Here is a 1,893-nt window from a genome sequence, read left to right as displayed (position 1 = left end):
ATGGCGACGCGTCATAGGCAGAAATGGTAAATTGAGGCATCGGAGTTTTATATGTGCGGAATTGTAGGAATCATCGGACGGGAACAGGTTGCCCCCCTTCTGGTCGATGCGCTCAAGCGGCTCGAATATCGTGGTTACGATTCTGCTGGTGTGGCAACGCTGGAAAATGGCCTGCTTGACCGTCGCCGGGCCGAAGGCAAACTTATAAACCTCGACAACCTGCTCAAAGAAAACCCGCTTGGTGGAACAATTGGTATTGGCCATACGCGTTGGGCCACGCACGGCGCGCCCATCGTCCGCAATGCTCATCCACATACAACGCCGCGCCTTGCTGTCATTCACAATGGGATTATCGAAAACTTTGCTGAGCTTCGCTCCATGCTGGAAGCTGACGGCTATGTTTTCGAAACGGAAACAGACACAGAAACTGTCGCCCATCTGGTGACGCGTGCTTTAGATCGTGGCCTTGCCCCGATCGAAGCTGTTCGAGAGTCACTGCCCTTGTTGCGGGGCGCTTTTGCAATCGCCATCATGTTCAAGGGACAGGAGGATTTGCTGATTGCAGCCCGCAACGGGCCGCCGCTTGCCGTAGGGTACGGGCAAGGCGAAATGTACTTGGGTTCCGATGCTATAGCGCTCGCGCCCTTCACGGATAATCTATCCTATCTTGAAGATGGTGATTGGGCAGTTTTGACCCGTAACGGCGTGACGATCTACGATGAGTCCGGCGCAACAGTGCATAGAACCATGCAAAAATCCGCCGGCTCGGCATTTTTGGTCAGCAAGGGCAATCACAGACATTTCATGGAAAAGGAAATCCATGAGCAGCCGGAAGTTATTTCTCACACGCTTGCCAACTATCTAGATTTTGCCAACGGAACCATTCGGGCCGATGCCGCGCCGATTGATTTTGCAAAAGTCGACCGGATTGCAGCTTCGGCTTGCGGCACTGCTTTTTATGCCGGTCTCGTTGGTAAATACTGGTTTGAACGCATTGCAAGGTTACCAGTAGACATCGACGTTGCCTCTGAATTCCGCTACCGCGAAATGCCGCTGTCGAAAGACAGTCTTGCTCTGTTTGTTTCGCAGTCGGGAGAAACAGCCGATACGCTGGCCTCGTTGCGTTATTGCAAGGAGCAGGGCCTCACAGTCGGCACCATCGTCAATGTCAAAGAATCGACGATGGCGCGTGAGTCAGACACAATTTTCCCGACTCTTGCCGGACCAGAGGTGGGTGTCGCATCCACCAAGGCGTTTACATGCCAGCTTTCCGTTCTGGCCTCCCTTGCCGTCGCTGCTGGCAAAATGCGTGGGACCATCACCGATCAGGAAGAACGCCAGCTTGTGCGTGAGCTATCCGAGATCCCACGTTATGCCACCCAGGCATTGAAACTTGAGAGCCAGATCGAGGGGATCAGCCGTGAACTCAGCCAGGTCAAGCACGCGCTTTATCTGGGCCGTGGCACGAATTATCCATTGGCTCTTGAAGGAGCGCTGAAGCTCAAGGAAATTTCCTATATTCACGCAGAAGGCTATGCCGCAGGCGAATTAAAGCATGGACCAATCGCGCTGATTGATGAATCGATGCCGGTTATTGTCATTGCTCCACATGATCGTTGGTTTGAAAAAACCATATCCAACATGCAGGAAGCAGCGGCGCGTGGCGGCAAGATCATCCTCATTACCGACGAAAAGGGCGCTGCGGCCAATAGTTTGAAAACCTGGCATACAATTGTTCTGCCCGACATGCCCGAAATCATCACGCCCATTATCTACACATTGCCAATCCAGATGCTGGCTTATTACACCGCCGTGTTTATGGGCACTGATGTCGATCAACCACGCAACCTTGCCAAATCGGTCACAGTGGAATGATCAGCCAGCGCGAAGCAG

The 1,893-nt window shown here is 53.0% G+C and carries 1 protein-coding gene; it reads left to right on the top strand.

Translation table 11 applies throughout. The features are described 5' to 3' along the window. Nucleotides 1-51: 51 nt before the first annotated feature. On the top strand, nt 52-1,875 hold the full coding sequence (glmS, locus tag V9K92_RS22720) for a glutamine--fructose-6-phosphate transaminase (isomerizing) (RefSeq protein WP_337355049.1): 1,824 nt from the start codon (nt 52-54) through the stop codon (nt 1,873-1,875). Nucleotides 1,876-1,893: the final 18 nt, after the last annotated feature.

This window comes from Phyllobacterium sp. CCNWLW109, from assembly GCF_037203905.1.
Taxonomy (GTDB): Bacteria; Pseudomonadota; Alphaproteobacteria; order Rhizobiales; family Rhizobiaceae; genus Phyllobacterium; species Phyllobacterium ifriqiyense.
Note: the sequence above shows the minus strand (reverse complement) of the source record. Positions and strands in the feature narration are given on the sequence as shown.

Excerpts from the sequence above, each read along its gene's own strand:
- glmS (WP_337355049.1), top strand. The coding sequence starts at position 52 with ATGTGCGGAATTGTAGGAATCATCGGACGGGAACAGGTTGCCCCCCTT.